The 25,429-nt window shown below is 60.8% G+C and carries 23 protein-coding genes; 8 read left to right on the top strand and 15 right to left on the bottom strand.

The window, feature by feature from the left end; genetic code table 11:
• The first annotated feature begins 91 nt into the window (after window positions 1–91).
• Together RTS12_RS00465 and RTS12_RS00460 are read left to right on the top strand one after the other, a co-directional pair.
• Window positions 92–1,114 (top strand): aspartate-semialdehyde dehydrogenase, encoded by a 1,023-nt coding sequence (locus tag RTS12_RS00465; protein WP_312524686.1) that lies wholly within the window; start codon window positions 92–94, stop codon window positions 1,112–1,114.
• 138 nt (window positions 1,115–1,252) lie between these two features.
• Window positions 1,253–2,908: a DUF4139 domain-containing protein gene (locus RTS12_RS00460; RefSeq protein WP_312524639.1), complete on the top strand. Its 1,656-nt coding sequence runs from the start codon at window positions 1,253–1,255 to the stop codon at window positions 2,906–2,908.
• A gap of 5 nt (window positions 2,909–2,913) precedes the next feature.
• Here RTS12_RS00460 and RTS12_RS00455 read toward each other — a convergent pair whose 3' ends face one another.
• Window positions 2,914–4,563, bottom strand: a complete 1,650-nt coding sequence (locus RTS12_RS00455; protein WP_312524638.1) for a PAS-domain containing protein — start codon at window positions 4,561–4,563, stop codon at window positions 2,914–2,916.
• Between the two features lie 84 nt (window positions 4,564–4,647).
• On the bottom strand, window positions 4,648–5,988 hold the full coding sequence (locus RTS12_RS00450; protein ID WP_312524637.1) for an ActS/PrrB/RegB family redox-sensitive histidine kinase: 1,341 nt from the start codon (window positions 5,986–5,988) through the stop codon (window positions 4,648–4,650).
• A 92-nt stretch (window positions 5,989–6,080) separates the two neighbouring features.
• On the opposite strand from RTS12_RS00450, the gene RTS12_RS00445 reads away from it, so the two are divergent.
• The 3 genes from RTS12_RS00445 to RTS12_RS00435 all read left to right on the top strand — a co-directional run bounded on the left by RTS12_RS00445 (window position 6,081) and on the right by RTS12_RS00435 (window position 7,720).
• Window positions 6,081–6,713: an SCO family protein gene (locus RTS12_RS00445; protein ID WP_312524636.1), complete on the top strand. Its 633-nt coding sequence runs from the start codon at window positions 6,081–6,083 to the stop codon at window positions 6,711–6,713.
• 81 nt (window positions 6,714–6,794) lie between these two features.
• Window positions 6,795–7,340, top strand: a complete 546-nt coding sequence (locus tag RTS12_RS00440) for an ActR/PrrA/RegA family redox response regulator transcription factor (protein ID WP_312524635.1) — start codon at window positions 6,795–6,797, stop codon at window positions 7,338–7,340.
• A 71-nt stretch (window positions 7,341–7,411) separates the two neighbouring features.
• Window positions 7,412–7,720, top strand: a complete 309-nt coding sequence (locus RTS12_RS00435; protein WP_312524634.1) for an H-NS histone family protein — start codon at window positions 7,412–7,414, stop codon at window positions 7,718–7,720.
• A 60-nt stretch (window positions 7,721–7,780) separates the two neighbouring features.
• Here RTS12_RS00435 and RTS12_RS00430 read toward each other — a convergent pair whose 3' ends face one another.
• From RTS12_RS00430 to RTS12_RS00420, 3 genes are all read right to left on the bottom strand, one after another.
• Window positions 7,781–8,383, bottom strand: a complete 603-nt coding sequence (locus tag RTS12_RS00430) for an HD family hydrolase (RefSeq protein ID WP_312524633.1) — start codon at window positions 8,381–8,383, stop codon at window positions 7,781–7,783.
• Between the two features lie 118 nt (window positions 8,384–8,501).
• Window positions 8,502–9,023, bottom strand: coding sequence for a protein-export chaperone SecB (secB, locus tag RTS12_RS00425; RefSeq protein ID WP_312524632.1), 522 nt, complete (start codon window positions 9,021–9,023; stop codon window positions 8,502–8,504).
• 49 nt (window positions 9,024–9,072) lie between these two features.
• Window positions 9,073–9,591 carry an FxsA family protein gene (locus tag RTS12_RS00420; protein WP_312524631.1) on the bottom strand — a complete coding sequence of 173 codons (519 nt, stop codon included), beginning with the start codon at window positions 9,589–9,591 and terminating at the stop codon, window positions 9,073–9,075.
• Window positions 9,592–9,712: 121 nt separating this feature from the next.
• On the opposite strand from RTS12_RS00420, the gene RTS12_RS00415 reads away from it, so the two are divergent.
• Together RTS12_RS00415 and RTS12_RS00410 are read left to right on the top strand one after the other, a co-directional pair.
• Window positions 9,713–10,366: a Tim44/TimA family putative adaptor protein gene (locus RTS12_RS00415; protein WP_312524630.1), complete on the top strand. Its 654-nt coding sequence runs from the start codon at window positions 9,713–9,715 to the stop codon at window positions 10,364–10,366.
• Window positions 10,367–10,370: 4 nt separating this feature from the next.
• Window positions 10,371–11,003, top strand: a complete 633-nt coding sequence (locus tag RTS12_RS00410; protein ID WP_312524629.1) for a Smr/MutS family protein — start codon at window positions 10,371–10,373, stop codon at window positions 11,001–11,003.
• On the opposite strand, the gene RTS12_RS00405 is transcribed toward RTS12_RS00410, so the two are convergent.
• The 5 genes from RTS12_RS00405 to hslV form a co-directional block, all read right to left on the bottom strand.
• Window positions 10,988–12,016, bottom strand: coding sequence for an alpha/beta fold hydrolase (locus tag RTS12_RS00405; protein ID WP_312524628.1), 1,029 nt, complete (start codon window positions 12,014–12,016; stop codon window positions 10,988–10,990). The two genes, RTS12_RS00410 and RTS12_RS00405, sit on opposite strands and share 16 nt — an antisense overlap.
• 169 nt (window positions 12,017–12,185) lie before the next feature.
• On the bottom strand, window positions 12,186–12,371 hold the full coding sequence (locus RTS12_RS00400) for a PLDc N-terminal domain-containing protein (RefSeq protein WP_312524627.1): 186 nt from the start codon (window positions 12,369–12,371) through the stop codon (window positions 12,186–12,188).
• Window positions 12,372–12,485: 114 nt separating this feature from the next.
• Entirely contained in the window at window positions 12,486–13,793 is a 1,308-nt protein-coding gene (hslU, locus tag RTS12_RS00395) for an ATP-dependent protease ATPase subunit HslU (protein WP_312524626.1), read from the bottom strand.
• Window positions 13,790–14,875, bottom strand: a complete 1,086-nt coding sequence (locus tag RTS12_RS00390) for a hypothetical protein (RefSeq protein ID WP_312524625.1) — start codon at window positions 14,873–14,875, stop codon at window positions 13,790–13,792. Before RTS12_RS00390 ends, hslU begins: the two co-directional genes overlap by 4 nt.
• A gap of 45 nt (window positions 14,876–14,920) precedes the next feature.
• A complete protein-coding gene (gene hslV / locus RTS12_RS00385; RefSeq protein ID WP_312524624.1) occupies window positions 14,921–15,478 on the bottom strand; it encodes an ATP-dependent protease subunit HslV in 558 nt (185 codons plus the stop codon).
• 81 nt (window positions 15,479–15,559) lie between these two features.
• Here hslV and RTS12_RS00380 point away from each other — a divergent pair, with 81 nt between their 5' ends.
• Window positions 15,560–16,462, top strand: coding sequence for a hypothetical protein (locus RTS12_RS00380; RefSeq protein WP_312524623.1), 903 nt, complete (start codon window positions 15,560–15,562; stop codon window positions 16,460–16,462).
• 36 nt (window positions 16,463–16,498) lie between these two features.
• Here the strand turns inward: RTS12_RS00380 and trxA are convergent, their stop codons facing one another.
• From trxA to tsaE, 5 genes are read right to left on the bottom strand one after another with little or no spacing between them, the layout of a single operon-like run.
• Window positions 16,499–16,819, bottom strand: coding sequence for a thioredoxin (gene trxA / locus RTS12_RS00375; protein ID WP_312524622.1), 321 nt, complete (start codon window positions 16,817–16,819; stop codon window positions 16,499–16,501).
• Window positions 16,820–16,868: 49 nt separating this feature from the next.
• A complete protein-coding gene (addA, locus tag RTS12_RS00370) occupies window positions 16,869–20,294 on the bottom strand; it encodes a double-strand break repair helicase AddA (protein ID WP_312524621.1) in 3,426 nt (1,141 codons plus the stop codon).
• Window positions 20,281–23,220, bottom strand: coding sequence for a double-strand break repair protein AddB (gene addB, locus RTS12_RS00365; RefSeq protein WP_312524620.1), 2,940 nt, complete (start codon window positions 23,218–23,220; stop codon window positions 20,281–20,283). The genes addA and addB overlap by 14 nt, the downstream gene beginning before the upstream one ends.
• Complete coding sequence (locus tag RTS12_RS00360) at window positions 23,213–23,914, bottom strand: nucleotidyltransferase family protein (RefSeq protein ID WP_312524619.1); 702 nt, start codon at window positions 23,912–23,914, stop codon at window positions 23,213–23,215. The genes addB and RTS12_RS00360 overlap by 8 nt, the downstream gene beginning before the upstream one ends.
• Window positions 23,890–25,341 (bottom strand): tRNA (adenosine(37)-N6)-threonylcarbamoyltransferase complex ATPase subunit type 1 TsaE, encoded by a 1,452-nt coding sequence (gene tsaE, locus RTS12_RS00355; RefSeq protein WP_312524618.1) that lies wholly within the window; start codon window positions 25,339–25,341, stop codon window positions 23,890–23,892. The genes RTS12_RS00360 and tsaE overlap by 25 nt, the downstream gene beginning before the upstream one ends.
• Between the last annotated feature and the right edge of the window lie 88 nt (window positions 25,342–25,429).

Raw genomic sequence — 25,429 nt, 5'->3', positions numbered from 1 at the left:
CCGCTCTGCCAGTCATATTGACGAAATCTCGCTTTTCCTTTCCGCCAATACGCCCTATATCGCAGCGTCCTATTTGGAAGGGAGATCCTCGATGGGCTACAAGGTTGTTGTCGCCGGCGCCACGGGTAACGTGGGTCGTGAAATGCTGAACATTCTGGCTGAACGCCAGTTTCCTGCTGATGAGGTTATTGCTCTGGCTTCGCGCCGGAGCCTTGGCACAGAGGTCAGCTATGGCGACAAAACCCTGAAGACTAAGGACATCGAGGGTTTTGACTTCACCGGCTATGATATGGCGCTTTTTGCCATCGGCTCAGAGGCGACGGCGAAATATGCGCCGATCGCGGCAAGCCAGGGCTGCGTCGTCATCGATAACTCGTCGCTTTACCGCTATGATCCGCAGATCCCGCTGATCGTTCCAGAGGTGAACCCCGAGGCGATCGACGAATATCGCAACAAGATGATCATCGCCAACCCCAACTGCTCGACCGCGCAGATGGTGGTGGCGCTCAAGCCGCTGCACGACCGCGCGCGTATCAAGCGTGTCGTCGTCTCGACCTATCAATCGGTCTCGGGTGCGGGCAAAGAGGGCATCGACGAGCTGTGGAACCAGACCAAGGGTCTGTATGTCCCCGGCCAAGAGGTCGAGGCCAAGAAATTCCAGCGCCAGATCGCCTTTAACGTGATCCCGCAAATCGACGTTTTCCTTGACAGTGGTGACACCAAGGAAGAATGGAAAATGGTTGCGGAAACCAAAAAGATCATGGATCCCGCGATCAAGGTGACGGCAACCTGTGTGCGCGTCCCGGTTTTCGTCGGCCATTCGGAATCGATCAACATCGAGTTCGAGGACTTCCTTGACGAAGACGAAGCCCGCGACATCCTGCGCGAAGCACCCGGCATTCTGGTCATCGATAAGCGCGAGCCGGGCGGCTACATGACCCCGGTCGAATGCGTTGGTGATTTCGCCACGTTCATCAGCCGCATCCGTCAGGATGTGACGGTTGAAAACGGTCTGAACCTGTGGTGCGTTTCGGATAACCTGCGCAAAGGTGCAGCGCTGAATGCGGTTCAGATTGCCGAGCTTCTGGGCAATCGCGTTCTGAAAAAAGGCTAAGTTCGGGCAGGCTTTTGGCGCGCCCAATGGGCTCTGACCAAAGCGTGATCGACCTATGAGGGCGTCCGATGGGCGCCCTCTTGCTATTTTGCGGCCTTTGACCCAGCGTTTCCTTGGTTCCTAGTCCAAAGGTTTTCGATGCGTCATATCCTGATTTCGACCGCAGTCATCCTTAGCTTTGCTCCGTTTTGCACCTTTGCTTTGGCCGATCAAATCGAGGCAACGGCCCCGGTGCGTCAGGTCACGATGTTTCCCTGGGGTGCCAGCATCACCCGCGAGCTGTCTTTGACCCCACCTGCGGGCGCACATGAATTGGTGATCGCGGGCCTGCCACTTGATACGGATCCGGCCACGTTGCGCGTGAGCGGATCTGGTGCTGCAATCGGTCCGATCTCCTTGCAAGAGGGGCGCGCCCTTCCGGCCACGCCCAGCAAAACGCCCGAAGTCATCGCTGCCGAGGCCGAGGTGAACCGCCTGGAAACCGCCCTGAACGCACGCGATGCCCGCGTCGCGGAAATTCGCGCGCGCGCACAGGCTGCCGACGATACGGTGACATTCCTGCTAACCCTGGCGGGATCGGATAATGCCACTCAGGGCAATGTCGTCGAGTTGTCGCAAACGGTTGGCGCGCAGATTTTGCAGGCACGCCAGGTCTCCATTGCCGCCGAGACCGAGGCCCGCACCGCCGAGCAGGGACGCGACGATCAGCAAGCCGCGCTGGACGCAGCCCGCGCCCGCCTCGAGGCCCTGCGCGCGCCCGAAGAGGACCACAAGACCCTTGTGATTGCGATTGAAAGCACGGCCCAACCAATAAAGGTCGAGATTACCAGCCTGTCGCAAAACGCCAACTGGCAGCCCATTTACGATGCCTGGCTTGACCGGCCCGCCGCCTCGCTGAAATTGGACCGCGGCATGATGGTTGCGCAAAACACCGGCGAGGATTGGCGTGATATTCGCCTATCGCTGTCAACGGCGCGCCCCTCGGATCAGACTGCGCCCAGCGTGTTGGCCCCGATTTTCGAACATGCCGCGGACTATTCCAGAAAGAGCGCGGCCAAAAGCAGCATCGACTATAGCGACGAGCTTGAGCGCACGATGGATATCGCGCCCGCCGCACCGGTGATGGCTGAAATGATGGCCGCGCCCACCTCGGCCATTCCGCGTCTGGTCGGAGGCACGCTGGTCTATGATTACCCGACCCCGGTCACGATCCGAAACGGCGTTGACGCGCTGCGCCTTGAACTGGACAGCCGCACATTTGCCCCCGACATCCGCGCCGAAGCCGTACCCACGCGCGACGCCACCGCATTTCTGGTTGCCGAAACGACGAATACACAAGACGAGATCCTTTTGCCTGGCCCCGTCACGCTTTACCTGGCTGGCACGCTTGCCGGGCGTGGCGATCTGGGTCTGATCGCGCCTGGTGATCGCCTTAAGCTGGGCTTTGGTCCGATCGATGGGCTGATCGCTGAATACCAGGTCCCCAAACAAGCCGAAGGGGATCGCGGCATCTTGTCAAAGTCGAATGTACAGTCGCGCTCGGCCATCTTGCGGGTCAAGAACCTGACCGGGGAAAGCTGGCCGCTTCGGGTGATTGGCCAGGTGCCTGTTTCCAAACAAGAGGATCTGAAAATCGGCTGGAGCGCCGAACCCCAGCCCACCACGCAAGACCGCGATGGCGAGCGTGGCATATTGGAATGGGATTCAACGATCGCGCCGGGTACCGATCAAGACATCAAGCTGGATGTCGATATGCGCTGGCCCGACGGTTTGTCACTTTCGGGCAATTACTAACCCGTTCATGCCCTTGCGGCCGGACGGTCCTGATCGGGTTCCGGCAAAGCGCTGCCTGCGGTGGCGCTTGCCATATTCTGTAAATTCTCGACTTTCTGAAGCGGCTGTTGGCCCTGTTCGTGATTTGGCGTCAACGCGGGCGAGGGCGCTTCAAACCGCACCAAAGCGCGTCCTCCGCTTAGGAATCGCAGCGTCCATGACAGCAACTGCCCCGATGGGCCAGCCATTGCGCCCCTTGCGATTTCTTTGCCGCCTTGCCCAAAGACGGCCGCACTCATGGCCGCGCGCAGCGCGCTCATGCCTGGCCCATCGCCGGCACGCGCCTGCCATACGCCCAGATGATCGTTCAGCGCATCCTTGATCTCATCGCCCCACAGATCGCCATAGGCACGGTTTGACATGGCCAGCTGGCCGTTGCCGTCAAAAACCGCCACGGCGTCGGGTAGGGAATCCAGCACCTCTTTGCCCAAAGACAGATCCAAGCGGAACTTGCGCGTCAGCGAGATCTCAGAGGTAATATCCTCGAACAGAAATGCGACCGCACCATCGGGATGGGGGCGGCCGGTAACGCGATAGGTCTGCCCACCCGGAAGCGACCATGTCTCAACGTGATGCCCCGATGCCGCCGCCGTCTCAAGCGAGCTCATGCGGTTGCGCCAACTGCGATAGTCCTTTGGCTCGGGCACCATCCTTGCTTCGCGCAAACGGTCAAGAAAGGCGTAGAGAGTCGGCCGCGCGGTCAGGAAGCTGGCCGAGAGTGTCGTCAGATCGATCAAGGCTGGGTTGAACAGTTGCAAGCTGCGATCGCGGTCGAAAATCGCCATACCAATGGGAAGATCGGCAAAGGTTTTCGTCAGCGTATGCACGAATTCGCGCAAGCTGCGCTCTGCCCGGACGGCGGCATCAGCGGGCAGCGCCACCCCAATGACATGATCGCCCACCACGCGGCCATGATATTCAAACCACAGCGTCTGCGCACCATCCACAACCTGCGCGCGGCGCGGGGCATCGGGATGGGCTGCGCGATTGGGAAGCTCGATCAGCCGAGGCAGCGGCCAGACCGTCTGCCCTTCGCTTTGCCGCTCGGCGATCTGGATATAGGCCGAGTTGGCCCAGGTCACCATGCCCTCGCCATCTTCGCGCCAGGCCAACATGGGCGAGCGGTCCATGGTCGAGCGCAGCATCTCTAGCTCTTCTTCCATCGCGGCCAGGGTCAAAGCATCAACAACCGTTCCCGCAGCCTCGCAGGTGGGGTCATGCAGCGTCACGCGGATATGTTCGCCATCCATCGCCTCGATCAGCACATGCAAACGGCGTTGGCCGCGATAGATGTCGCCGCCAATATTGATACGCCCGGTTTCATCCAGTCGCGATATAGCATCGCCTGCTTCGGGCAGGCGCATGGCCACCCAAGCCATCAGGCGCTGCCACTCTCCATCGCCGGGAAGGATATCCAACAAAGCGCGGGCCGGCGGCGTGCTGTCGATCAGTTGGTAATTGCGAAAGAGCATCGCCATTGGCTCGACCCCGCGTTCCAGGGTGCCCGCGCTGCCTTTTCGCTGACTTTTGCGCGGCTCCAGCGCTTGGATCAGGGCAAAAGCCAACAAAACCGCGGCCACCGCCGCCGAGACCGCCAGAATAAGCGAAATTGCCATTTTGCCAGTTGCTCCTGATGTTTAAAGCGAAAATACCTTGCTGAGTTTAAACAAAGGTTAATGATCGCTGCCCAAATCGGGGCCTCAAAGCTGGATCTCGGGATTTTCACCCAAGGGGCCGCGCGCCCCCGCTTCGATCCTTTGGCGCGGCCAAACCACCGAGGCCACCGCCCCATGGCCAGAATTCGCAAAGCTCAGCTCGGCCCCCGTGCGTTCGAGCAGGGTCTTGGCGATGAACAGACCCAGCCCCATGCCATTATAGCCCCGGCCATCCTCGGCACGGTGACGGGTGGTTAAAAACGGGCTGCCCAATCGCGTGAAAATCGCGGGTGGATAGCCGGGACCATCATCGGAAATCTGTAAGCAAAGCTCGTTTGGGGTCCAATCGGCCCGCACTTCGACGCGATGTGTCGCGAAATCCACGCCATTCTGAATCAGGTTGCGGACGCCATGAATGATTGCGGCATCGCGATAGACCGAAAGCGTAGGGTCCGAGGCCGAGATCACGATTTCAATGCCGCGATCCATATGAGGGCGCGCCGCCTCGGTCAGGACATCCTCGATCGGGGCGGTACGAATCAGCAGATCATCTTTGCCCGCTCGTCCCATCGATTTCAGGATAGCGCTGCAACGATCTGCCGATTGACGCAGGATCGCCAGATCCTCGGCAATATCGGGGCGAGAGGGCAGAATGTCGGACAGCTCATCGACCAATTCGGCACTGACCAGTTTGATGGTGGCCAAGGGGGTGCCCATTTCATGGGCGGCCGCCGCAACCACCCCTCCCAGATGCTGCAACTTTTGCTCACGTTCCAGCGCCATGCGCGCCGCGAAAAGCGCATTCGAAGTCGTCACCAGATCGCTGGAGACCCGATGCGCATAAGAGGACAGAAAGACCACGCCGATCACGATGGCCACCCAATGGCCGAATTGATAGGGCTCATCCAGCGCCAGAACCCCGCCGGTTTCAAACCCAAGCGGCTCGGCGACCAGCCCTGCAATCGTGACCATGACCAGCGTCGCCAGCCCAAGCGCGATCATATGTCGCGCCGGAAGCGAGGTTGCCGCAATCGTGACCGGAGCCAGCACCAAAAGCGCAAAAGGGTTGGTCATGCCCCCCGTCAGTGCCAGCAAGGTCGAGATCTGCCAAAGGTCGAACCCCAGCTGCAAAGCAGCCTCGCGATCAGAGACACGATGCGCCGGGCGCAGCGACAGCCAGATATTCAGCATTATTGTCAATGCGATAGTCGCCAGAACCGGCACCAAAGGCACGTGAACGCCAATGAAAAGGGCGGCCGCGACCGCACCAAGCTGGCCGCAAACAGCAACCCAGCGCAGCATTAAAAGCGTGCGCAAACGGATCGGCTCCGGCTCGGGTTGACCGGGAAGCATGGCAATCCGGCGGGTAACAAACTCTAATGGCAAGGCTGCGCTCCGCATATGATCCCGTGACGGGGCATTGATACTGGCGCCGGGATAGGCAATCAATGCGCCCGCATTCGAGAGGGAGTAAAGCTATGGCCGCCGATAAACGCATCCTTGCCTTGGGCGCAGTCGCAACCGCACTGGTTCTGATCACAGGCGGGCTTTGGCTGTCGCGCGAGCAAGCGGGAAATGAGTTTGGCCAGTGCCAGAAGTCGGTGGTTGCCGGCGGCATGGACAGCTTTGGCGTGCCCTTTACCTTGACCAATCAATCCAATGAGCGCGTCACGGATAAAGAGGTCTTTTCAAAACCCTCGCTGCTTTATTTCGGCTATACCTACTGCCCCGATGTCTGCCCATTGGATACCGCCCGCAATGGCGAGGCAGCCGCCCTGCTCAAAGAGCGTGGCTTTGACGTCAATCCGGTCTTTATCTCGGTCGATCCGACACGAGATACACCCGACGTAATCAACGATTTCATTCAGGCCATATATCCCGATATGACCGGCCTTACCGGCTCGGCCGAGGAAATCGATGCTGTCGCCAAAGGATGGCGCACCTATTATAAACTGAATAATCAGGATGATAGTGAAAACTATCTGGTCGATCACATGACCAATACCTTCCTGATCATGCCTGGCCAGGGCACTGTCGAGTTTTTTGGACGTGACGTCACTCCAGAGGAAATGGCGGATCGCGTTGGCTGCTTTGTTAAAGCTGCTAGCTAGTTGCGCAGCGCTAACTTTGACTGATGCGGCAAAGCTTCATACTCTTTGCCGCATTCGCCAAACCGTGAAAGCTTTTGATCCGTGAACACAATCGATATCGGTCCCGATCCCAGCCTTCTCTTGGTTGATGATGATGAAGTCTTTTTGACGCGGCTTGCCCGCGCCATGGAAAAACGCGGCTTTGATGTTGTGCCGGTCAATTCGGTCGCCGCCGCCCGCGACGCAATTGCGCAGCGCGCGCCCGCCTATGCGGTGGTCGATCTGCGCTTGGAAGATGGCAATGGCCTGGATGTGGTCGATGTCATTCGCGATGCGCGCAGCGATGCCCGCATTGTGGTCCTGACCGGATATGGCGCGATTGCCACCGCAGTTGCCGCCGTCAAAATGGGCGCGACCGATTATCTTTCAAAACCCGCGGATGCTGATGATGTCACTCGTGCCTTATTGGCGCGCGGCGAAACATTGCCCCCTCCGCCCGAGGCGCCGATGTCTGCGGATCGCGTCCGTTGGGAACATATTCAGCGCGTTTTTGAACAATGCGACCGCAATGTCAGTGAAACGGCGCGGCGTCTTCATATGCATCGCCGGACATTGCAGCGGATTTTAGCCAAACGAAGTCCTAAATAACGCGGCGCTATTGTAATTGCTGGGGTTCCTGTATTATCTGATCCTCACAACCAATAATTCCGGGATTTGGAATGTCTATTAATCTCGATGCTCTCTCATTGAGCGAACTGCGCGATCTGCGCAACAAAGTCGAACGCGCCATTTCGTCCTATGAAGATCGCCGCCGCAAAGAGGCGATTGCTGCCATTGAATCCGCTGCACGCGAGCACGGTTTCAACCTGTCGGAACTCACCGGTGTTAAACTGGCCAAGACCAAGGTCGCAGCCAAATACGCCAATCCCGCAGACAGCACCCAAACTTGGAGCGGGCGTGGCCGCAAGCCGCGTTGGATTCAGGAATACCTGGATGCCGGCCAAGATCTTGGCGAATTGGAAATCTGAATTACAATCCCGCCCATTCGGCGGGATTGTTTCTTTTTAGACAGCTGATGAATCGAAAGATTATTGATCCATCAATTTCATGATGTCTGAATACCTTTCAAGAAACGCCGCCCGGCTTTCCGCCGGTGGGCGTAATCTTATTGAAAGGTCTTGGGGCATCTCCCCATCGGCAATTGGAAACAACCGATCCGCCTCGCTGCGTGAAAAGCCCGCGATCTGAACCGCTTCGGCCCAGGCCGAAATGCGATCGGCGCGTTTGATGTCGCGTTTGACAGCCGCAGGGATTTGCGCGGGCAGGCCAAAGCGGCGATGCACCGCTGCGGCAATCCGGCTGTCCATCTCGCCATATTCGGCACCTAGGGCCGCTTTGACAGGCGAGATCATATCCCCGATGACATATTCGGGGGCATCATGCAAAAGCGCCGCCAGCCGCCACTGCGGCTCGGCCAAGGGCTGCAGCTTGCTATAGATCGCCTCGACCAGCACGGAATGCTCGGCCACGGAATAGGCCCAATCGCCACGTGTCTGCCCATTCCAGCGCGCCACAAAGGCCAAGCCATGGGCGATGTCCTCGACTTCGATATCCATCGGCGTCGGGTCCAGCAGATCCAGCCTGCGCCCCGATAACATCCGCTGCCATGCTCGCTTAGCCCGCTTTGCCATGCCGCCCCCAATGTCCACCAAAGTCAGCCGATGACCCGGCTGCGCAATCTTTGAAAATCACAGGGGCCGCGGCTGTTGTCCAGCGCGGCCCCATTTGGCGTCGTGATAATGTCGCTGATCAGGACAGCGGCAGGTCTGCGGGCTTTTCGCTTTGGGCGCGACGCAGGATTTCCTGGCGGTAAAGTGCGACGAAATCGACCGGGTCCATGTTGAACGCCGGGAAGCCGCCATCGCGCGTCATGTCCGAAATGATGCGGCGCACGAAGGGAAACAGCATGCGCGGGCATTCGATCAGCAGGAACGGATGCAGCTGATCCTCGGGCACGCCCTCAATGTGGAAAATCCCGCCGTAATCCAGCTCGCACAAAAACAGCGGCGTCTTGTCGGACGAGTTGACCGAGGTGACGCGGAATTTGGTGATGACTTCGAACTGGTTCTCGGTCTGGCGCTTGCGTGCATCCAGGCTGACCTGAACATTGATCTCGGGCTGCACATCGCCGCCAGGCAGGCCTTTTTGCGCAACTGCATTCTCGAACGACAGGTCGCGCACATATTGCGTCAGAACCTGCATGCGAACGGCTGCGGGCTCGGCCTGCTGTGGGGCTGCAGCGCCTGCGCCGTTGGTGGTCTCGTCGCTCATACTATCCTCCTTGGAATTGCCAAGGTTCTAGCATTGCGCGACGAGGCGCTCAATGCCGCGTCCAGCCAGAATTTCCAAGGTCATCGTCATGATCGGGGCCGGGCAGGGTCTTGCCCGATTGCGGCACATAGGGATCATCCTGGATCACATATTCGCCATCAATCACACCCGCATCGCGATTGCGGGCTTCCTGACCGGGAAATCCAAAGCTGACATGGGCGGTGCGCGCCTTTGCCGCAATCTGGCTTAGGATCAGCCGACGAACGCCCGGCACCAAAAGCAGCAGCGCCAGGAAATCAGTGAAAAAGCCCGGCACGATCAGCAGCACACCCGCCAGCATCTTCAGCGAGCGCTGGCCCATGCTTTCGCTTGGATCGCGCAATTGTTGCAGCGATTGCTGGAAATCCAGTGCGGCCTGCGCCCCTTGCTGACGGATCAGCGCCATCCCCAAGACCCCTGCCAATATGATCCAGCCAAGCGTCGCCCAGACGCCGATTTCGCCGCCAATGACCACAAAAAGCGCGATCTCGATGATCGGCAAAAGCAGGAATGCCCAGAACAGCCTCATGTTCACTCTCCTTGACCGCGGTTTGGTGCAGCCGAATTCTTCGCCGAAACTAGACTTGTCACGACCTGAACCCTACATAGAGAGTGATCCCGCCGAAACCAACTGCTGCCAAGGTTCACAGATGTCCAATGCCTTTCTGCAACTTATCGTTCTGGCCGCAATTGCCGTGTTCCTGATCTTGCGTCTGCGCAATGTTCTGGGCACCCGTGACGGCTTTGAGCCCTCGGCCCAACCCGAGCCGGTTCAGCGCCGTGATTTCGACGTGGTCGAAGGCACCGTCAACGCTGACGAAAGCGATATTCTGGATCATGCCGAGCCGGGCAGCCCCGCCGCCGCCGCCTTGCGCGCCATGAAGCGCGTCGAGCCCAGCTTTGAGGTCGGCCCCTTCCTGAACGGTGCCAAAGGCGCCTATGAGATGATCCTGCTGGCATTTGAGCGCGGCGATATCTCTGAGGTGCGCGGTTTTCTGGCCCCTCAGGTCGCCGAAGCCTTTGACAGCGTGATTGCTGATCGCAAAGCCAAGGGGCTGGTGACCGAGGCCGTTTATCTGGGCACCCGCGAAACCGCCCTTGCCGGGGCCGAGTTCGACCCGGCCAGCGGTCTTGGCGAAATCACGGTGCGTCTGGTCGGTGAATTGCAGATCACGACGCGCGATCGTGATGGCAATCTGGTCGATGGCGAGGGCAAAGCCACGCGCAAACAGCGCGATAATTGGACCTTTGCCCGCCACATGGGCCAAGACGACCCCAACTGGCAGCTTGTCGCCACGGCCTGATCCTATGAGCCGCAAACGGGGCCTGACGGCCGAAGACAAGTCGTTATGGTCCCGCGTTGCGGCAACGGTTCAGCCGCTTCAGCCCTTGCGCAAAGACCCCAAGCCCGAGCCTCCGGCCAAACCGGTGCTTGCCAGGGCTGCGACTGTGCCTGTGCCACCACCCCCCAGCTTGCCACCGGCCTTTCGCATCGGTGGCTTTTCGCTTTCTGCTTCTGGGCATGGAAAGCCTGGCACGGGCGGGCGTGTCAGCCGCGATCTGGCGCCTGCTCCGGCCGAGCGTCTGGCCGAACAGCCATTGCGCATGGATGCCAAGGCCCACCGCCAGATGACACGCGGCAAACTGCGCCCCGAGGCGCGGATCGATTTGCATGGTATGACGCTGGCAATCGCCCAACCTGCCTTGATCAGCTTTGTTCTGGGCGCGCATTCCCGCGGCTACCGGCTGGTTCTTGTGATCACAGGCAAGGGCAAAGCGGGTGGGCCTGATGCGCCCCTGCCGGTGCGGCCCGGCGCATTGCGCCACAACGTGCCCCATTGGCTGCACATGGCACCTCTGGCCTCGGTGATATTGCAGGTCACACCCGCCCATCGCAGCCATGGCGGCGAGGGCGCCTATTACGTCTATCTGCGGAAGTAATCGGCCGCATATTGATCCGGCAGCAAGACGACTTGCGCAGCGCGCTCGACCGTCAGAGCGGCGCCGGCGAACAATCCGACCCTGCCACCGACATCGCCCGCAAATGCCGAGCCAAGATCGCTGACGCGGCTTAGAATGCTGATCAGCGCAGGCGAAGTCGCCGCGTTGAAATGCCCGTCGCCCGTATTGAACGCCCCGACATCCACCAGCGTCACCGACAGATCCGAGACGCGATGGGGATCGGCCAATGTGCCCAGCCGCTCGGGCTCTGCCGAGAGGCGCGCCGACAGTTTCAGCGCGCTATCCTGCGTCGAGGTGAAAATCAAAAACGGCTGCGGCAGCTCGCCGATCGCCTTGGCCTGCATGCGAAAGACATCGACATCAATATCGGGCGACATCAGGATCACGCCGCCGATCTTGCTAAGCTCTTTGCGTTTGCCGCCGATCGCCATCTGGCGCAGCGTCTCCATCACAAGCGATGCGCCCATTGAATGGCCGACAAGGATGACCTGCCTCGCGCCTGCCGCCTCGGTTTCGGTGATCATCTGCTCTAGCCCGTCGCGCGAGAACAAAACCGAATCGCGATCCGCCGCATAGGCCAAAGGCTGGCCTCGGGATGGCCAGGCGAAATGCAGTTCGACCCCCGGCATATTCAGGTCATGGGCGAATTGGGCAAAGCGGTACAACCCTTCGGCAAAGGTGTTGTTATAGCCATGAACGAAAAGGACCGCATCGCGGTGGCTGGCGGGCTGACGGGACAGCTCTTTCGACAGGGCCTGCCGAAAGGCGCGCGCATCGGCATATTCAAGCCGCTGAGTAACCACAAATTCCCGCCGCAGATCCGGCGTGCCGTTCTTGGGCGGATATTTGATCGTTCCGGGCTCGCGTTCCGGGGGAACCGAGACATCGACACGGCCAAAATGCACAGTTTCACTGCGCTTATTGTCCGGGCCGCGCGTCGTACCGACCAAAATTTCCTGAACATTGCCGATTGCCGCCGCCTCAGGCGCCATCACAATTTCGCCTCGCGGGGCGCATGCAGTCACTGCAATCGTCAAAAAGATCAGGTAATTGCGAAGCATGGCACCCTCACTCGCGGCTCGCGGGGAGCATGCCAAACGATTGTCAGAAAGAAAACAGATTTCACCACGTCACTTTAGTGAACGCTCGCAAAGCCGATGGTCAGACCCCGCCGCGGTAATTCGCCTTTGGTCCGGCAAACCACCAGGCAATCAGGCCGACAACGGGCAAAAAGCCGATGACCAAAACCCAGATCAGCTTCTTCTGACCCGATTCATTGGTGTTGATGACCGAGGCGATCGCCCAGACATCCAGCGCAAAAATGATAATCCCAAGAAGATAACGCATCATCCGCCCCCATTTCGTTAACCAAATAACGGCACAGAGGCGGCAAGGTTCCGCGACAGGAAACAGCCTTGGGGCAGGCGTCAAGCCCCGCCCCAAGGCCAGGTTCAGCGACGGTTAAAGAACGTAGCGCGACAGATCGGTCGAACGTGACAAATCGCCCAGATGCTTTTCAACAAAGGCCGCATCGACCTGAACCGCCTCGCCCGAGCGGTCTGGTGCGGTAAAGGACAGCTCTTCAAAGACGCGCTCGATCACGGTGTACAGGCGCCGCGCCCCGATGTTCTCGACCGAACCATTCACATCTGCCGCGATGCGCGCCAAAGACGCGATCCCATCAGGCGTAAAGGTCACGGCGACCCCTTCCGTGGCCATCAACGCCGTATATTGGCGCGTCAGGGCATTGTCGGTTTCCGTCAGGATGCGCACGAAATCCTCTTCGGTCAAAGCGCGCAACTCGACACGGATCGGCAGACGACCCTGAAGCTCGGGCAGCAGATCCGAGGGTTTCGAGATGTGGAAAGCACCACTTGCGATGAACAGAATATGGTCGGTTTTGACCGGGCCATATTTGGTCGAAACCGTCGTGCCCTCGATCAAAGGCAGAAGGTCGCGCTGAACACCCTCGCGCGAGACATCGCCGCCCCGAACATCGGAACGCGCTGCCACCTTGTCGATCTCATCGATAAAGACGATGCCATTTTCTTGCACCGATTCCAGCGCCGCCGCCTTGACGATCTCATCATCCAGCAGCTTGTCAGCCTCTTCCGAGATCAGCAGGTCATAGCTGTCCGCGACGGTGACTTTGCGGCGCACACGACGCCCGCCAAACGCCTTCATCAAGCCCGACAGATCCATCATGCCGCCCATCGCGCCCGGCGGCTGACCGGGGATCTCCATGCCGCCAAGCGGGCTAGAGTTATCGGTCACTTCAAGCTCGATCTCGGTCTTGTCCAGCTCACCGCGCTTCAGCTTGTCGCGAAACATTTCGCGGGTCTGTTCGCGGGCGTTTTCACCGGCCAAAGCGGCAACCACGCGATCTTCAGCCGCCTGATAGGCCTTGGCCTTGACCTCTTCACGCATCCGCGCACGGGTCTCGACGATGGCGGCATCGGTCAGATCACGAATGATCTGCTCGACATCGCGGCCGACATAGCCAACCTCGGTGAATTTGGTGGCCTCGACCTTCAGAAAGGGTGCGCGTGCCAGTTTGGCCAGCCGACGGCTGATTTCGGTTTTACCAACGCCGGTCGGCCCGATCATCAGGATATTCTTGGGATAGACTTCATCACGCAGATCGTCGCCCAATTGCTTGCGACGCCAGCGGTTGCGCAAAGCAACAGCCACGGCCCGCTTGGCATCCTTCTGGCCAATGATAAAGCGGTCAAGCTCGCTTACGATCTCGCGCGGGGTCAGGTCGGTCATCTTGCACCTTTTAGGTAGGGAGGCAGGCGGTCCTTGCCCGGAAACTCAGGCAGGGCGCGCATCAGCGCCGCTCTTAGCGGCACCCACCACGCCCCCAAGGCAGTGACCGCACCGCCGATCAAAATCAAAATCGCGGGCCAATCAAGTCCCGCACCATCGCGGTAAGCCAGCGCCCAGATCAGCCAGATCAGATAGCCAAGCCCCGCAGTCAGAAAACTGCGCCGATCAATGATCAGCGCAAAAAGCGTCATCACCGCCAAAACCAGGGCCAGCGGCAAATGCCCGTGGCTGTCGCCCATCGTCAGCGCGGTCTGCGCCAGCGTATTGACGATCAGCGGCGCCCCGACCAAATGCAGCCAAAACCCCGAGGCCGCCGCGCGGCCCAGACGGAAACGATCCCTCAGGTCGAACCACAGCCCGCCTGCCGATGCCGCCAGCCCCGCCAGAAGCGTCGCCAGACCAAAGCGCGAGGCCCCCGTGAGGCGCAAACCCTCGATTAGGTCGTCCGCGTCAAACAGCCGGCTCAGATCATTGGGGGCAATCAGCGCAACGGAAAAGACAAAGCCCCAAAGCGCGATCAGCAGCATGGTGAATGGCAGCTTAAAGCGCCAATACCACGCGGCCAATGCCGCCATCATGGTCCCCGAGATGACAACCATCGCCGATTGCGGCTCTAGCGATATTCCCCAGCGATCCAGCATCAGGCCCAAGATCACGCCAAAGCCCGAAATGGCATAGGCACAAACCAACAGGATCGATGGCAAAACCATGCGCCGCTTCAGGGTAAAGTAATGCGCAAGCGCGATGCTGACGATCACCCCGATCATGCTGAAACCGGTCAGACTGTCCGCCGCCGTTGCCAAAACCAGCAACCCGGCCATCAAGATCAGCAAGCCCAGACTGACAAAGATCTCGGCAAAGCCCCGAAACAGCTCAAAGGCCTCATCATCAGCCTCAGGCCGTCCCGCAAACCGCTGCGCGGCCAGCGCCATGACCGAGGCCGCCTGTGCCTCGCTCAAGATCCCTGCCGCAACCGCTGCCCGCAAATCGCCTTCGCCCAATGCGGGCTTGTTCTCTGTCATGTCCAATTACCCCGGGGGAGTCCGCAGGACGGGGGCAGAGCCCCCTTAGCCACCCAAAACCTCAACGGTCAGATTACCATTGGTATAGACGCAGATATCGGCGGCAATCTTCATCGCCTTACGGGCAATCGTCTCGGCATCGCCTTCGCCATCCATCAGCCCGCGCGCAGCCGCCAAGGCAAAATTACCGCCCGATCCGATTGCCGCAACATCATGTTCGGGCTCAAGGACATCGCCTGCGCCGGTCACGACAAAAATATCGACACCATCGGTGACGATCAGCATGGCCTCAAGGTTGCGCAGATATTTATCGGTGCGCCAATCCTTGGCCAGCTCGACACAGGCGCGCGCCATCTGCCCGGGCAGGGCCTCCAATTTCTTTTCCAGCCGCTCCAGCAGCGTGAAGGCATCGGCCGTCGAGCCGGCAAAGCCCACCACCACATCGCGTCCGCCCGGCGACAGGCGGCGCACCTTGCGGGCCGTGCCTTTCATGACGGTCGGGCCGACACTGACCTGCCCATCCCCCGCAACGACCACGCGTCCATTGCGACGCACCGCCAGAATGGTCGTTCCGTGCCAACCGGGAAAACTGTCTTCGGCCATGTCATTCACTCCTTCGTTGCGGCTGAAATATGGCCGCCTCGGGGCTTTCGCAAGCCGCGACCAACGACTAGTCTTCAACATATGAGCGAATCCAGGCGTTTAGATGTCTATCTCGAGGCAGCCATGCTGGCGACGGCACGGGCTGGCAGCTTCAATTTCCTCAAGCAACTGCAAGATGCGGTTGAAGAAGTCGGCTGGCACGTCGAATGGCACGAGGTCAGCGATCAAGCACGCGCCGCCGCCCCCTATCGCGCCGGCCACGCGCTTTTTCACATGGAAGCCCCGACCCATGACCGCGCCCTGACCTTTCGCCGCGCCTATTTCTATCCCTTCTGGCAAATCGAGCCGGTGGCGCAGCGCTGGCGCTTTGACGTCGCACAATCGGATTTCTATCCCGACCATGTCGATCCCGCCAAAGCCGCCTATTTCACGCCAAGATTGCGCGACCGTGTCCTGCCCGGCCCTGAGCCCTCGCAAGGGGATTATGCCTTGGTGCCGCTACAGGGCCGCATCCGGGCCTGCCGTTCCTTTCAGACCATGAGCCCGGTCGAGATGGTGGAAACCGTGGCCGCGACGGGCCGCCCAACCATCGCGACCTATCATCCCAAGGAATATTACAGCCCGCAGGACCGTGAGGCCCTTGAGGCGGTGGCGGCGCGCCATGCCAATCTGACCATCGGCGGCAATACGATGCAGCTTTTGCGTGAATGCGCCTTTGTCGCGACCCAAAACAGCGCTGTCGCCTTCGAGGGCTTCTTGCTGAACAAACCCGCCGTTCTGTTCGGCCAGTCGGATTTTCATCATATCGCGCTGAATGTATCCGAGCTTGGCGCATCAGAGGCGCTGGCCCAAGCACCGCACCACCGCCCTGATTTCGCGCGCTATCTGTTTTGGTTTCTGCGCATGAAAGTGGTGAATGCCACCGCGCCCGACGCCAAGGATCAGATCCGCCGTGCCATGAAAAAGGGCGGCTGGTCGCCCTGACCGCCGCCCTTCAATCTGCTTGATCGTCGATTTTAATCAGATCGAATCGTCAATCCATGCTTTCAGCGCCGCTTTCGGGGCCGCGCCGATTTTATTGGATACGACCTCGCCGTCCTTGAATAGGAACAGCGCAGGAATACCGCGAACGCCCAAAGCTGCCGGGGTTTCCGGGTTCTCATCAACGTTCACTTTGACGATTTTCACGCGATCGCCATATTCGGCCGACAGCTCTTCGAGCGAAGGGCCGATCTGACGGCAAGGGCCGCACCATTCAGCCCAGAAATCAACCACGACCGGGGTGGAGGCTTGACGGACTTCGGTGTCGAAATCGGCGTCGGAAACGGCTTGCGTCGCCATGGAAATCTCCTGATTGGGCCCAAATCGGGCAAAGGCTTTCGCTCAACAGCTAGGAGCCGAACAGCCTCTGGTCAAGGCCGAGCAGAGAATGTTCAAGCAGTTCATCGTCAATCACATCCATCCGCCGCGCCTTGGTCCACAGCACGGCGACCTCTATCTGCCGCTCTGGATAGATTTGGCCCAAGGCGACGCGATAGGCGGCCAGCTGACGCAAGATCCCAAGCGGGGTGCCCGCGCGATTGGCCGGAACTTCGCGGTTGGATTTGAAATCCACCGCCAGCACGCGCTGTGGCTGAACAATCAACCGATCGATCGCCCCTGTGATCACGCCATATCCGGGCAGATCACCAACCAAGGCGACCTCGCGCAAAACCTGTGCATCCGCGGGCAGATCAAAGATCTCGCCCAGTTCGGGGGCCGAGATGACATCGGCCACCTCGGTTAGCAATTCCGCCAGAAGATCATCATCAGGCAATCCGCCCTCGGCATCCGCCAGAATATCTCGACCCAGCGCCTCCCATTCGTCGGGATCATGATCGGGCAGGTGTTCAAGCAGCAAATGCAGGCGTGTCCCCGCCAGCATCGCAGCCTGTGCATCGCCCTCGGGGTCGCCAGATAAGGTGGTCGCGATATCCGTCGGACCGCCGATGATCTTGGCACCGCCAAGGGCGGTTGCGGCAACCGGACGCGGTGGGCGTTGGCGCAATTCAGCGGGCAGACGCAGCCAATCCGGCTCTGTGATCACAACCTCGACCGGGGCGGTGGCTTCGGGGGCCTCAGTCGGCCATTCGCCATGGCTAAAGCGCCGGATCATGCCGCCCCAACTTGCGGGGTGCTGGGTTTCGACCAAGCCCTCACCCAAACGCGACAGGCCATCGGCGACTTGGGCGTGCCAGCTGTCCTCGGCCAAACCAGTTTCGCCGGCGGCAGCCACGATCAGCCAGCTTTCTGCGCGAGTCAGCCCGACATAAAGCAGGCGTTTGCGCTCGAGGATCTGTCGCTCGGTCTGCTCATCGGCCAATGCGGCGATATGCTCGGGCCGCTCATCCTTGCGCCCGCGCCAAATCGGGGCGGTATCGGGGGTTTTCATCACGGCTCCCTCGCGAGGCGCACGCCTTTTGGCACTATCGGGCATGATGACGACCGGGCTTTCCAACCCTTTCGAGCCGTGAACCGTCATCACCCGGATCAGCCCCTCGCCATCCTCGGTCGAGGAACCCGCCTGGCGCTTGACCTCGACCTCATCCCCCTCAAGCCAGACCAGAAAGCCGGTCAGGGACGGCACTTCCGAGCCTTCGTAAAGCAGGGCCTGCGACAGCAGCTCGTCGATGCCGTCCTCGGCCTCGGGGCCAAGACGCGCGATCAGCTTTTCGCGGCCATTATGCCGGATCAGCAGGCGCGAAATCAGATCATAGGGCCGCATAAAGCCGGTCTGACCCATCAGATCGAACAAAACGTCAAAGGCGCCGCGATGCTGATCGGATTCGCGCAGACGCTGCCAAAGATAGGCCTTGCCCTGACGCCCCGCGGCCAAGCGATAAAGATCATCCTCGGACAGGCCAAAAAGCGGAGAGCGCAGGGCCTCGGCCAGTGCCAGATCATCTTCGGGGGTGGCGATGACCGAAAGGGTCGATTGAATATCCATGACAGCCAGTTCCGCCGCCAGCTTCAGCCGGTCTGCCCCGGCCACGGGCAGGCGAGCGGCCTTGAGCGCACCGATGATCTCGGCAAAAAGATCCGAGCGGCGCTGGACCAAGATCAGGACATCGCCCGCGCGCAGTCGCCGGGTCTGATTGGTCTTGGTATCAAATATCGGCTGGCCCAACATCTGGGAAATGCCGATGGCAATCGCGCGGGCCAGCTCGGACGTTTCCGAATTTTCAACGCCTTGGTCGATAGGATCGGTCCAGTCGTTGGGCTCGGGGACCTCAGGCTTAGGGATGGGCGGCCACAGATCGACACGGCCGGGCAGGGCTGTGCGAAAGGCGATGTGGCGCGGCGGCTCGCCCAGGCCCCGCGCGGCATTGCCCATGAAAACGGCATCAACCACCGAAAGGATCGCGGTGGACGAACGGAACGAATGGCGCAGCTCCAGCACCTGCATCGGACGGTCAACCGCATCGAATGCCTGGGCGAAACCGTGGCGGCGCTCTTCGAAAACGGCAATATCGGCGCCCTGAAAGGAATAGATCGACTGTTTGGGATCGCCGACCACGAACAGCGTGCGCACATCATCGGGCCGCGCCCCCTGTCCCGAGGTGAACTCATCGGTCAGGCGCTGAATCACCTGCCATTGCTCTGGCGAGGTATCTTGCGCCTCATCGACAAGGATATGATCGATGCCGCCGTCCAGCCGGAACAAGACCCATTGTGCCATCGAGCTTTCCGACAAAAGCGCGGCGGTCTTGGCGATCAGATCGTCAAAATCCAGCCAGCCCTGGGCGCGCTTGGCTGCCTCGAAACGCTGATGAAAGGCATGGCCGAAACGTTGCAAGGCCAAGGTACGCTCGGCATGAGACAGGGCCAAACGACGCGCGCGCGCCCCCTCGACCCGCCCCATCAGATTGTTGAGATCATCCAGATAGGGCGCACAGGCGCCATTTTGCAGCCCCTTGGTCGGAAAGCTGCCGATTTTCGCGCTAAAGGGCTCTTTGGCCGAAGATCCCGTCAGCAAGACCCCCTCAAGGATCACCAGTTCCGCCACCCCCGGCGCCGCCCAATCGCCCATGCTGAGCTTGGCAGCGGCCTTGCTGTCATTGGCGCCGCTGGCCGCCAAAAGGGGCATTATTTTTGTGATCACATCGGCATTTCCACCGATGAACACGTCGTTGCGCAGATCATTCCAGCCATAGCCCGGCTCAAGCCCGGCAAAGCGCCAGATTTCAGCGGCATCGGCGGGGGCGTGGAACCCCTTCAGCCCGGCCAAAAACTCGTCCAGGCGATCACCTGATTGCAGTGCAAGCAGGTCTTGCAGCTCGGGCGCCTCGGCGCGGGCCATATCCTCGATGATCTCGGCACGGATCAGAGAGGCGGTCCGGCTGTCGAGTTCCGAAAAACCATGGGGCACGCCTGCTTCCAAGGGAAAGCGACGCAAAACCCCGGCACAGAAGCTGTGAATGGTTTGCACCTTCAGCCCGCCCGGCGTCTCGATCGCGCGGGCAAAAAGGCGGCGCGCGGCCAGAAGGTCTGGGTTTCCATCCTCGCCCAATGCGGTCAACGCATCGCGCAATTCGGCCTCGGGCAGCATGGCCCATTCGCCCAGACGCTTCAGCAGGCGGTTTTGCATCTCGGTCGCGGCGGCCTTGGTATAGGTCAGGCACAAGATGCGCTCGGGCGCGGTTCCGGCCAGCAAAAGCCGAGCGACGCGATCGGTCAGCACCCGCGTCTTGCCCGAGCCTGCATTGGCTGTCAGCCAGGTCGAGCGGCCCGGATCAGCCGCACGGACCTGCGCAAGCGTTGCCTCATCCATCGTCATGATCGCCAATCTTTTGTGGTGTCGCGGCCTCGGTCGGGGCCCATTCGCCCATGCGCGAAAGGTGGTCGTAATCGCTGGCATGGCCGGATTGTTCCATGGCCAGACGCGCGGTAAAGCCGCGCTCGCCGCGCAGATATTTCGTGATCAGATCGGTGAAGCCATCCCAGGTCTGATCGGCAAAGCCCGGAGGAAAATCGCGGCTTTCGGTGCGCCCCTCGCCGCCCAGCTGAATATAGCTGATCCCCGCAACCTCGGTCGGACCCAGCTTGTCAAAGGCGCCACGCTCGGTCATCGCGGCCTCAAGGGGAAGCTGCTTGTCGAAATGCGCGATCTGCTTATCGGTCGGTGGTTTGCCGGATTTATAGTCATAAATCTGCGCCCGACCATCCGGCAAAAGATCAATACGGTCAGGCTGAGCGGTCAAAGTGAAGTCCAGATCCGGCAAGGCAGCCTTGCCCCGGTTTTCAATGACAATCGGCGTGCTGCCCGCGCGCAGGCGATCGGATTCGTCCTTGGCCAGACGATCGGCAATTCCCGCAATCCGCGCCCGCCAGAACAGCCGCGCCGATGGCCAGGGAACCTCGCGCTCCAAGACCTCATCGGCTTGGCGCATCAAAATCGCCTTGAGCGCGGCGGCAGAGGTATCGCTTCCACGTGCCTGCAAGAAACCCTGAACGATCTTGTGCAAAACCGTGCCACGCTCGGCCGGATCGGGCTCGGCGCGCAGGGGTGGCAGCGCGTTCAGTCCCAACACCCGCCGGGCGTAAACCGCATAGGGGTCGCGGATCAGGGTGCGCACCTCGGTCACGGACATCGTATTCAGCGCCGGCGCCGGAGGGATGGGCGAGGGGCGCTCGGCCGGGGCAAGTTTGTTGCGCGGGGGGCCCTGAAGCGCCGCCAGATTCAACCAGCGTTGCCCCCTGCCGCGCATTTGGGCCAGCGCCTCTTTACCATTCTGAGCGGGCAATCCGCCCAGCAGGTTGACCAGACGGTTCAGCCAGCGCGAGGGAATGGTCTCGGCCTCGGCATCCCGGCGCGCGCGGGTCAAAATGACCTGTGGCGCGGCAACAGCTTGCTGAAAGTCATGCGCGGCCAGCCCGATGCGCCGCTCGGGCAGGGTCAGACCTGCGGCAAGGCGCATGGGACGCGACAACCACGGATCGGGGGTCAGCGCCTGCGGCCAGCCGCCCTCGTTCAAACCCGCCAGAATAAGCAGCGGCGATTTTTCGGTCCGGGCTTCGCGCGGTCCACGGAAATGGATCAGCGGATTGGGAATGGCATCTTCGCGGACGTTTTGGTTATTCATCTCGCGGGTCAGAAAATCGGCGAATTCGCCCGGACTCATGTCATGTCCCAGATGGGCATGGGCCGAAAGATGCTCGAGCAAGGCAAATGCCTCGCGGCCGGGGCGCTCTTTCCACAGCTCAGAGGCTTCGGCCGTCCCACCCGGGCCTGCAGCCAGCTCACCCGCCAGCAAAACCAGTTCCACCAGCCTTTGCGCCAAGGGGCGGGGCGCGCGATCCTCGGCCAAGGGGGCAAGCCGTTCCATGGTGCGCGCCAGCCATTCGGCCCAGTCGCGCTGCAACGCATCGTGCTTGCTGCCCCATTGGCGCATGAAGTCGCTGTCAGGAAAGGCAGGGCCATGGCGGCGCAGGTGCAGTTCCAGATCGCGGGTCAGGCGTTGATGCTCGCGCCGCGTGTCCTTGCCCGCGCCGGAATGGGTCAGCGGGTGCTTGAGAAGCACCAAAAGGGCATCCACCGTCAAAGGCTGCCCGAAAAGCGAGGCGACATGGCGCAGATAAAGCCCCGGCGAGGTCAGCGACAAAGGCCGCCCGGCGCTGTCATCGGGGATGATGCTCCAACGATCCAAAGCCGAGGTGACGCGCCGCAAAAGCCCGCGATCGGGCGAAAGCAGGGTCAGCTCTCGGCCGTCCTCGGCAGCCTCGCGCATGATCAGCGCAATCGCCTCGGCCTCTTGTCCGGGCTGTTCGGCCTCGATCAGGGTCAGCCCGCTGGTGGGCGCGATCAGATCCCCCAATTCTGGCCCTTCGGCGACCCATTGATCGGTCACCGGGGCAGGGCGTAGAGCAAGCGAGATCAACCTGTTACGTGCGGCATCCGGGGCCGGAAAGGCCAGGGTCCAGGGCTTGGGCTCGCCGAATTCCGCGATAAAGGGGGCATGGCGGGCCTGAGGGTGGTCCTCGGCGCGGCTGTCCAGCTTGCTCCAGACCGATGAGGATTGCCACGGGTCATAGCCCGGCAAAACGACCGCGCCATTGTCCAGCCGCGCAACCGCCATCATGAAATCACGTGTCGCGCCATGTGACCCGGTCGAGCCAGCCACCACAACCGGTCCTTTGGGCAAATTGCGGCCATTGGCCCAGTCTTCGGCCATGCGATGGGCGGCCTGACGCAAGCGCGCCTCGCGGTCCTGTGCGGGCTCGGCCATATAATAATCGGTGGCGATCTTGAGAAATGCCAGCGAGCGCGCCCAGTGCTGGGCATGATCCGAGGCATCGATCCGGTCCAGATCGGCGCCGCTTAGCCCTTCAAGCTGCATTTCGGCCATCAGATCGGCCAGCGATGTTGCCAATTCGGGCACGGATTGCCCGCGCGCCAGATCGGGTTGCGCCTTCAGCATCGCGTCAATCAATCGGCCCAGCTCTAGCCTGCGCGCCAACCGAGCGGTCAGCGTGCCGCCGCCGATGTCGCTGATCAGCCGCATCTGGGGCAGAAAGCCCGGGCCACGCTCTTGAAACGCCTCGCGCAGGGCGGTCATGGTCCGGCCAGAGTTCACATAGACGGTGATCTGGGCCATTGCCTCGGGGGCATGGGGCTGCAGCCGCGTGATCAGCCCATCGGCCAGTGCGGCGGCAAAATCTACGCCGCAAGGCAGGGCGAAGAGCCCTGACTGCCAATCATCCATACAGCAGTTCCTCGGCTTTCGAGATGCAATCGGGGCGACCCACGTCACACCACGAGCCCTGATGGACCAAGCCAAAGGCGCGGTTTTGAGACAACATCAGATCCCACAGCCGATTCAGCGAAAAAGCCTGATCGGCAATCTCGGCCAGTCGACTGGTCTTGATGATCTGGGCCCCCCCGTAAACAAAGGGCCCCTTGCGTGTGATCACACCCGAGCTGGCATCAAGCGCAAAATCGCCACCACCCAGCCGACCCAGCGCCACACGCATCGGCACCAGCGCCAAAAGGGCATCCATCCGGGAGGGATCCCATGCCGCACGCAAAGCCGCGATGGGATTTGCCCCGGTCCAGACCACATCGGGATTGAGCGTGATCACAGGGCCATCCCCCAGCAAAGGCAGGGCCTTTTTCAGCCCGCCGCCGGTTTCCAACAGGGCCTCTGCCTCGTCTGAAACGGCAATATCGCGCCCCTGATGGCGCTCGCCGGCAAGATGTTGAACGATTTTGGAGCCAAGGTGATGTGTGTTCACGACGATGCGCGTTGCCCCGCCATCCCATGCCAGATCAAGCGCGCGGTCCAGCAGCGTCCGCCGCCCGACCTTGATCAGCGGCTTTGGGGTATGTTCGGTCAGGGGGGCCATGCGGGTTCCCTTACCGGCCGCGAAAAGCATCAATGTGCGTGGGGCTTCGGACATTGGCTGCGAATCCTTTCGATAATCTGGGCCGATGGTGCGGGGATACCCTCTAGGGCCTCGGCAAGCGGGGCAAGCGCGGGATGGGCCAGATTGCGGGTAATCATGCACCAGACCCGAGGCATGAACTCAAGATAGCGCGGCTTGGCATCGCGTATGCACAGCCGCGTGAAAATACCCATGATCCGCAAGCTGCGCTGCGCGCCCAAAAGCGCATAGGCGGCGCGAAAGCGTTCCGGATCGCGGCCTGTCGTGGCGATGTAAAAGGCCAGTTCGGCCTCTTCGATCTGGGGGGAAATATCGCGGCGCGCATCTTGCAGCCCCGAGACAAGATCATAGGCCGGATGGGTGATCACAGCATCCTGAAAGTCCAACAGCCCCAATGGCGCCCCCTTTTGCCAGACCAGATTCTCCGCGTGGAAGTCTCGCAACCCAAGCACAGGTTGCACATCCTCGCATAGTTTCACGTGAAGCATGCGGATAATCTTGGCAATGTCCTGGCCAAGGCCATCGGCCCCGACGGCTGCCGGATACCATTCGGCAAAGAGCCCCACCTGCGAGGACAGCTCGGCCCCATCAAGGCGCAGCAGATAATCGGGCGGGCTATGATCGTGCAGCGCGGCCAAAAGCTGGGTCATCTGGCGATAGATCTGCGGCGCAAGCGACGGCTGATCACTTAATACGCGCGCAACCAGCGCATCGCCCAGATCCTCTAGCAGCAACAGGCCGTCACGCTCATCCGTGGCATAGATTTCGGGGGCGTGAAAATCGCGCGCGCGCAGCCATTGGGTCATGGCCACATAGGGCCCGCAGGACCCCGGCGAGGCATCCATCAAGACCGCTGAGCCGGGCTGGTGGTCCGCCTCATGAACCAATCGCAGGTAACGACGGCTTGAGGCATCGCCCGCCAAGGGCGTGATCCGGGCCTCGTCCCAATTGGCGCGCCGCAGCAGGCGTGCGATTTGTGCCAGACGCTCGACATGGCCCCAGCGCACGGGATCACCCGTCAATGTAATCTGGCGCAAATCCGGATCGGCGGGGTCGGGTTCGATCGAAATCGTCAAAGCACCGGGCAGATCGCCGCCCTTTTCGGGCCATTCGATCAGCGTGATCGCCTCGGCCATGGCATCATCCAAGCCTAGCTCGACCAATTCGCCGATATCGCCCAGCCGATACAGATCGGCGTGCCAGATCTCGGAACCCATCGGATCGTCGTAGGTCTGGACCAAGGTAAAAGTCGGGCTGGGCACGTCTTCAGCATATTCGCCCTGGCGTGCGCGAATAAAGGCGCGGGCAAAATGGGTTTTTCCTGCGCCGACGGGTCCACGCAGCGCCAATGTGTCGCCCGGATGCAACGCTGAGGCGAAAACGCGCGCCAGACCGGCGGTCAGGCGGGAATCTGCGTCAAAAATCGTCACAAGAAGAGTCATACTTGCCTCAGACTAAAGTGTTTTTAGACAAATATGAAAATCTGCCTGGAACTTAGGTAGTAGCATATCCGTCTACATGACAAACTTG

Source organism: Paracoccus sp. (in: a-proteobacteria) (genome assembly GCF_032007265.1).
Classification (GTDB): domain Bacteria; phylum Pseudomonadota; class Alphaproteobacteria; order Rhodobacterales; family Rhodobacteraceae; genus Paracoccus.
The sequence above is the reverse complement of the archived record's forward strand: the minus strand, read 5'-3'. Positions and strand labels throughout refer to the sequence as shown.